This window comes from Candidatus Latescibacter sp., from assembly GCA_030692375.1.
Classification (GTDB): domain Bacteria; phylum Latescibacterota; class Latescibacteria; order Latescibacterales; family Latescibacteraceae; genus JAUYCD01.
The window spans coordinates 1-7052 of the sequence record JAUYCD010000120.1; the positions used below are offsets into that span (position 1 = coordinate 1).

Annotated in this window: 6 protein-coding genes; 4 read left to right on the plus strand and 2 right to left on the minus strand. The window is 50.0% G+C overall.

All coding sequences use genetic code 11. The annotated features are described in order from the left end of the window. Window positions 1-417: 417 nt before the first annotated feature. A complete protein-coding gene (gene ald, locus Q8O92_07635; GenBank protein MDP2983184.1) occupies window positions 418-1494 on the minus strand; it encodes an alanine dehydrogenase in 1077 nt (358 codons plus the stop codon). 292 nt (window positions 1495-1786) lie between these two features. Then, entirely contained in the window at window positions 1787-2269 is a 483-nt protein-coding gene (locus Q8O92_07640) for an Lrp/AsnC family transcriptional regulator (GenBank protein ID MDP2983185.1), read from the minus strand. A gap of 495 nt (window positions 2270-2764) precedes the next feature. Here Q8O92_07640 and Q8O92_07645 point away from each other — a divergent pair, with 495 nt between their 5' ends. The 4 genes from Q8O92_07645 to Q8O92_07660 all read left to right on the plus strand — a co-directional run bounded on the left by Q8O92_07645 (window position 2765) and on the right by Q8O92_07660 (window position 6622). Next, window positions 2765-3076, plus strand: a complete 312-nt coding sequence (locus Q8O92_07645; protein ID MDP2983186.1) for a hypothetical protein — start codon at window positions 2765-2767, stop codon at window positions 3074-3076. Window positions 3077-3101: 25 nt separating this feature from the next. Beyond that, window positions 3102-4187, plus strand: coding sequence for a hypothetical protein (locus tag Q8O92_07650; protein ID MDP2983187.1), 1086 nt, complete (start codon window positions 3102-3104; stop codon window positions 4185-4187). A 249-nt stretch (window positions 4188-4436) separates the two neighbouring features. Beyond that, entirely contained in the window at window positions 4437-5114 is a 678-nt protein-coding gene (locus tag Q8O92_07655) for a Crp/Fnr family transcriptional regulator (protein MDP2983188.1), read from the plus strand. A gap of 35 nt (window positions 5115-5149) precedes the next feature. Then, on the plus strand, window positions 5150-6622 hold the full coding sequence (locus Q8O92_07660) for a sigma-54 dependent transcriptional regulator (GenBank protein ID MDP2983189.1): 1473 nt from the start codon (window positions 5150-5152) through the stop codon (window positions 6620-6622). Window positions 6623-7052 lie beyond the last annotated feature (430 nt).

Sequence of the window (7052 nt, forward strand, 5' to 3'; positions counted from 1 at the left end):
CCCTTATCGAAGGGGGTAGAAAAAATGAAAGATAAAAAATGCTTGTGGCGAATTCTCCCCTTAACAAGGGGAGATGCCGACAGGCAGAGGGGATCAATCCCTTTAATGAAATGTGAAAAAACATTTTATGAATAATCCGGGCTAAACGAAACAATATAGCATTTTTTTGTGAGAGTATGGAAAAATAAATCGTCGGCGACGTTATCTATACTTATTGTTCCGCGAATAAATTTTGATACCAATATTTGGAATAGATGCCGAAACAAGTTCGGCATGACACATGTCATCCTGAACTTGTTTCAGGATCTAAACATTCAAAACATGCGCAATTATTTATGTCGTCATGTATAGAATCCAACGAAAAAGCCCGGAATCTCTTCCGGGCTTTGGCGTTTCCGGTCTGATCCGGAATCATGTTCATGTAAAAATCTTTTTGAGTGCAGGGTAGAGGATTTCTCCTTTGTAGATATTGATTGCCGTTTTGAATTCAGGGTCGTCTATGATGGAAGTTCCCTTGCGGGCGATCCTGCGCGCAAACGGCAGGGTGGCGTTGGTCAGCGCAAAGGTGGAGGTTCTTCCCACAGCACCCGGTATGTTGGCCACCGCATAATGGACAACCCCCTCTTCGATGTAGGTAGGCTCTTTATGCGTGGTGGGATGGGTGGTTTCGGAGCAGCCTCCCTGGTCGACCGCCACATCGACGAACACCGAGCCTTTCCGCATGGAGCGGAGAATCTCCCTGGTGATGAGTTTTGGCGCAGGGGCGCCGTGAACGAGAACCGCGCCGATGACCAGATCGGATGCCCCGCAGGTTTCCGCGATCACGTGTGAATTGGAATAGAGGGTGATTACATTGGGCGGAAGGATTTCGTCCAGATGACGGAGTCTCGAGATGCTGATATCGAGAATATTGACCTGCGCCCCCATACCGGCGGCGATCTGAGCCGCATGGGTTCCGGAAACGCCTCCGCCGAGAATGGTTACCATCGCCGGTTTGACTCCGGGTACTCCGCCCAGAAGAACGCCGCTCCCCCCACGGTGTTTTTCCAAAGCCAGCGCGCCGCATTGAGGAGCCATCCGGCCGGCGATTTCGCTCATGGGGATCAAAAGGGGCAGCGAGCCGTCCGGCAGTTCCAAGGTTTCATACGCCACACACAGCGCATTCGTTTTTTGCATGGCGCGGGTGAGCTCCGGCGAGGCGGCAAAGTGGAAATAGGTAAACAGAATCTGCCCCGGGCGGATCAGCGGATATTCGGAAGGGAGCGGCTCCTTCACCTTGAACACCATGTCGCAGGCGCCGAAGATTTCTGCGCTCGAATCTACAATTTTCGCTCCCTGGGCAGTATAATCTCCATCGGAGAACCCCGCCTCAAAGCCGGCCCCGCGTTCTATCAGCACCGTGTTTCCATCTTTTACCAGCTCGCAGACCCCGGAAGGCACAATGGCTACCCTGCTTTCCTGGGGTTTAATCTCTTTCGGTATTCCTATCTTCATACTCTTTACTCCTTTTTCCGATTAGATGCCGATGGCCTGCTTAAGAAGGGAACCCAATTCGGCATGATATGGTAGGATTTGTTTCAGAGTCTATTAATGATGATCCGGTGAAAAGTAATTTTTACATTATTTTTAGTGTTTTTAAACCTCACCCCCTGTCCCCCTCTCCCAGTCAGGAGAGGGGGTAACTCATTATGCGCCTCGTTCTTACCCTCTCCTAATTAGGAGAGGGTGGCCGAAGGCCGGGTGAGGTTTTTAGAGTGACGGCAGCAAATATATACTTTTTGCCGGATCATCTTTCATCATCCTTTATTTCATCCCGCAGAAGCTGGCTGATTTTGTCAGCCGCCACCCACTGTCCGAAGTTCCTTAAAACCACATAGGTCTCCGAATCTTTCACTCCGGGAATCTTCGAGAGCTGGCCGGTTACAAAATCAACCAGGGTCCGCCGCGAGGGGGCAAGAATCACCGCAATGAGATCATACCGCCCGGTTACAATCATCGTGGTCAGCACCGAAGGGAGCTTCTCCACCTCACAGGCGCACTCGTTCAACCGGCGGCCGTCTATCTTGACCCCGACCAGGGCGACATACACTTCGGGGAAAGATTCGATGTTGACCTGCGCAGTGACCCGCAGCGCTCCGCTCTCGATCATGTGTCCAAGATGCTGCCGAACAGTTCCCTCGGCTATTCCGATACGGCGGGCGATCTCGCGGTTCGATATTCTCCCGTTTTGTCCGAGAATAGAGGATATCTCAAGATCGATAGTATCCATGATACGCATTTACTCCTTTCAAGAGTAATATAATACAAATATGCGTATTTTGTCAAGCATTTTCTGATGATATATGAAATGCCCCCTTAAGACACAGACCTTCCCCATAAATATCCGCTTGCCTTTTACCGGATTCTCTTGCATCTTTCTTTGAGTGTGCATTCTTTTTATATATGACGACATATTTTATTGCGTTTCTTTTCAAATTAGATGCCGAAACGGTTTCACCGTTCCCGAGAAACGGCAACGGTTTCACCGTTCCCGAGAAACGGCAACGGTTTCACCGTTCCCGAGAAACGGCAACGGTTTCATCGTTCCCGCCTGCGGCAACAAGTTCGGCATGACACGTGTCATCCTGAACTCGTTTCAGGATCTAAACACTCAAAACATACGCAATTATTTATGTTGTCATGTATAGTATTGATTTCCACGTCTTTCCATAAACAGGGATATTAAGCTTAATCTGGAAAACCAATCATACCAGCGAGGCAGGCCATGAAAGAAGCCGATCTCCGAAAGTATCACCGCAGCACCGGGATAATAATCGCCGTGTTTGTTTTTTTTCAGGCTCTAACCGGGCTCCTGATAAGCATTCATCGCATATCCCCGAGCCTGAATCTGGGGGACTTCGCAGACATCATCCATTTCGGCCATTTCGGCGGAGGTCTCGGTGGAAATATCTACCGGATTCTGCTCGCCCTGGGGCTGCTTTTTATGGCTTGCACCGGTACATGGATTTTTTTCAAGATTAGGAGCCGCACTCTGGCAGCCGTGAAGAAGATGCCAGTCGCTCCGGATAAACCTTAATTTTCTCAAGTGAAAGGTGGAAGAAATGCAGGAACTCACCTTTGATTACCGTGATATCGGAAAAGCGCCACGGCTGGCATGGTCGATTCGGAAGATGTATCTTGCCCTGAAGGGAATACTGCTCGCGTGGGGAATTTACCTCGTATTCACCTATGCCGCCCTCCTCTTGTCTCCGGCCCGGAGCGCAGGCCCGGTGCAGCTCTTTCAGTACTTTGAGTTCTTCCCCTATCTTCCCGGCGAGGCCGCAGGAATACCGGCGGCAGTAATCTGGATACTCGGAATCATTCTCGCGCTCTGTACTCTTCTTCTGGCCGCAACCGCAGTCTCACGGGCTGCCTATGAAGACCTCCGGGGAAACCTGATGTTTCAGGCCAGGGAGGCGGTACTGTTCACGAGGACTAACCGGTGGACAGTCCTTATATCCATGCTGGCGCTTTTTTTCCTGGTTCTGATATTTATCGTTTCCTTTGCACTAGCAGGTCTTGTGGGGAGAATACCTGCGGTTGGACCGCTTTTCGTGGCGCTTTTCAGCATTCCTCTCTTTTTCTGGGGTCTGGCGGGAATAGTGGTGCTTATCACGTTCCTGATTGGGTTCACCATAGTTCCTGCCATTGTCGGCTGCCTCGAGGAAGATGTTCTGGAAACAGTGATCCAGACCTTTATCACCATCTGGTCAAAACCTGTTCTCTTTTTCTGGTATCAGATCATCATAAGGGTGGTTACCGTTTTTGTCACCGCTCTCCTCAAGATGGTATCGATAGCTGCTTTCCTCTTTGTCCTGATCCTTACTGCACCTTTCATGGGAAATACTCTCAATGAGCTTTTCACCATTTCTCTCTCCCGCATCCCTTTCCTGATGGAAAGCCATGTTGTCTTGAACGGGCTCTATATTCTGAACTTCCTGTTCGGTACTCCCTCTATCGTGGATACTTCCGGGGTTTCCGGTGTTGTTCACCTGTCGGGCTGGATTCTGGGTATCGGGTATCTTCTCGTTGCCGCGTGGATTGTATCCTTTGCATTCAGCACATTTTTCAGCGCCCAGGTGCTCATGTACCTCACCCTCTATAAACGAAAAGAAGGGAAAGATATACGAGCGGTGAAGAGCCAGTAGGATATATATTTATCCGGGTATGCCATTAGATAAGGTTCGTGATCGTATATATAGATGCCGAAACAAGTTCGGCATGACACGTGTCATCCTGAACTTGTTTCAGGATCTAATTGTGCAATCAAGGCGTAATATTTTTAAAAAAATACTTACCAAATGACGTAACAGGATATATTTATTATTACTTTTCTGGAAAAGAACGGTAAATTTGACGCGATAATGAAAGGAGCCACGTGTGGCATGGAGAGTATCATGATCAACATTTTCAGGGAAATCCCCCTTTTTTCCTCGCTCAAAGATGAGGAACTGGAAGCAATAGCCCGGGTTTCGGTGTTGAAGAATTGCCCGAAAGATACATTGATCCTGATTGAAGATGAAGAAGGGGACGCTCTCTTTATCATCAGGGAGGGAAAAGTCAAGGTCACGTCATTTTCCGAAACCGGCAAAGAAGTCATCTTTTCCATTCTCGGCGTTGGTGATTTTTTTGGCGATATGTCTCTCCTTGACGGGAAACCGCGTTCCGCTTCGGTCATTTCCATTGAGGAATCGTCGGTATATATTCTCCGAAGGGCCGATTTCCACAGCATCATTGAAAAACACCCGAACATTGCCCTGAAACTGCTCAAGGAGCTTACCTCACGCCTCAGAAAAGCTGACGAGCGCATTGAAAGTCTTGCTTTTCTCGATGTCAGAGGACGAGTGGCGGGAATACTCCTCCAGCTTGCCGAAGAGAGCGGGGAAAAAACTCCGGAAGGTATAGTGATCCGCTCGCGGCCGACTCACCAGGACCTGGCCAACATGGTCGGAACCACCCGTGAGACGGTCACCCGTATTCTCAAGCAGATAGAGAATGGGAATTACATCACCCTTTCAGGCAAGGATGTGACCATTCTCGATACGGAACGTTTGAAGCGGGAATTGTATTTTTGACGGATTTTGCCTGAGCGCTTTCTCCGAGAGGATTCATGAAACTTCTTCTCCTTTCCCATGATAACGATGTAATCAAAATTGTCCAGGAATACTCCCGTGCCTCCGGAGACAAGCTGATCATCGCCTCGCTCATCAAAGAAGCAGAGGTTCTGGTCGCTTCCCAGGAGTTTGACGCCCTCCTCATGGACTGCTCCATGCGGCTCATGGAGCTGATCGCGTTTGCCGCAGAGATGGCCGAAGACCTGTCGGAAACGGTGGTGCTGCTTCTGGGGCCGCTCGACCAGGACCAGCGTGAAAAGCTGGGGAGGCGTCTTTCCGCTCACTATGCCATCGACAAGCCCTTGAGAAAACAGGTTTTTAACGAGATCATGCAGAAAGTGGCGATGCGTTCCACCATAGTTCGCAAAGCCGGACTTATCGGCAGGTCTTCAGCGATGGAAGAGACCATCCAGACCATCATGCAGGTGGGGCCGACCTCCATCAGCGTTCTCATCACCGGAGAGAGCGGCGCCGGAAAGGAAGTCATCGCCCGCGCCATCCATGCCGTTTCCATGCGGGCGGACAAACCGTTTCTGGCGGTGAGCTGCGCCTCACTGGCCGAGGGAGTTCTGGAGAGCGAGCTTTTCGGCCATGAAAAGGGGGCGTTCACCGGGGCTGTGGGAAGGCGGCTCGGAATGTTCGAAAAAGCTCACGGCGGGACGATATTCCTCGACGAGATCGGCGAAATCCCTCACTCTACCCAAATCAGGCTCCTGAGAGTACTCGAGGAGCGTGAGATCATGAGGGTGGGGGGAATGGATGTCATCGATGTGGATGTACGGGTCATTGCCGCCACTAACCGTAACCTGCGGGAGCTGGTTGACAAGGGAATATTTCGAAGAGATCTCTACTACCGGATCAAGGTGCTCGAACTTTTTGTTCCTCCGCTTCGTCAAAGGCCGGAGGATATACCCCTGCTCATCGACCTTACCGCACGGCGGTATGCGCTTGAAAACAATCTTCCCAGGCGCCGCTTCGATGAAGAGGCGAAGAGTTTCCTCTCCCAGGCCCCCTGGGCGGGGAATGTGCGTGAGCTAAGGAATTTCGTGGAAAGCTGTCTTGCCCTGACCAATGTTCCCGTAATAGGATTACAAAATATTCCGGAGCATCTTTTTGGCGACCTGCACCGTCAGAATATTCTCCCCGCCCGCCGGGAAAAAATAAACGAGCAGGCTGAGCGGGAGCTCATCTACCGGACTCTTATCGAACTCAAAAACGATCTTGCCGAGATCAAAGACCTGCTCCGTGGCAACCATACACGGCAGGATTTCCGCGAGCTGTCGAAGGTAATGGAAGTCGTCCCGGTGCTGACGGGAGGTGAGGTTACCCTCGATGAAATGGAGCGCCAGGCGGTGATAGATGCTCTCAAAAGCACTCAGGGCAACCGCCGTAAAGCAGCGCGGCTGCTTGGTATCGGCGAGAGGACCCTCTACCGGAAACTGAAAGAGAACGGGTTGAACAAGATATGAAAGGCTCGTGAAAAAAGGTGGTTTCTGTTTATATTTAGATCCTGAAACGAGTTCAGGATGACGTCATGCCGAACTTGTTTCGGCATCTATAATTAAACAGGGTTATTCACAAGCCTTCTGAAACCAGTCCAAGTAAAGGTCAGGCGCTTCTCTAATAGTTAAAAAAACAAATTGGTATGCAACTCTTTCCCCACTTCATCGTTCAAAATCCAAAACCACTTTCGTTCTTGAAACTCACTATCACTGGCCATCCCCCAGAATTTTTGTACTAATGTTTGTAACTCCTTATAATGCTTATCGTTATAAGAATAATTTTATGTGAAAGTATTATCGGATAATTGCATGCCTTCTTGAAGGACTGATCCCCCCTGTCCTTTGGCATCCCCCCTTTTTAAGGGGGGAAACATATTGGCAGGCAGTATCTTACCCC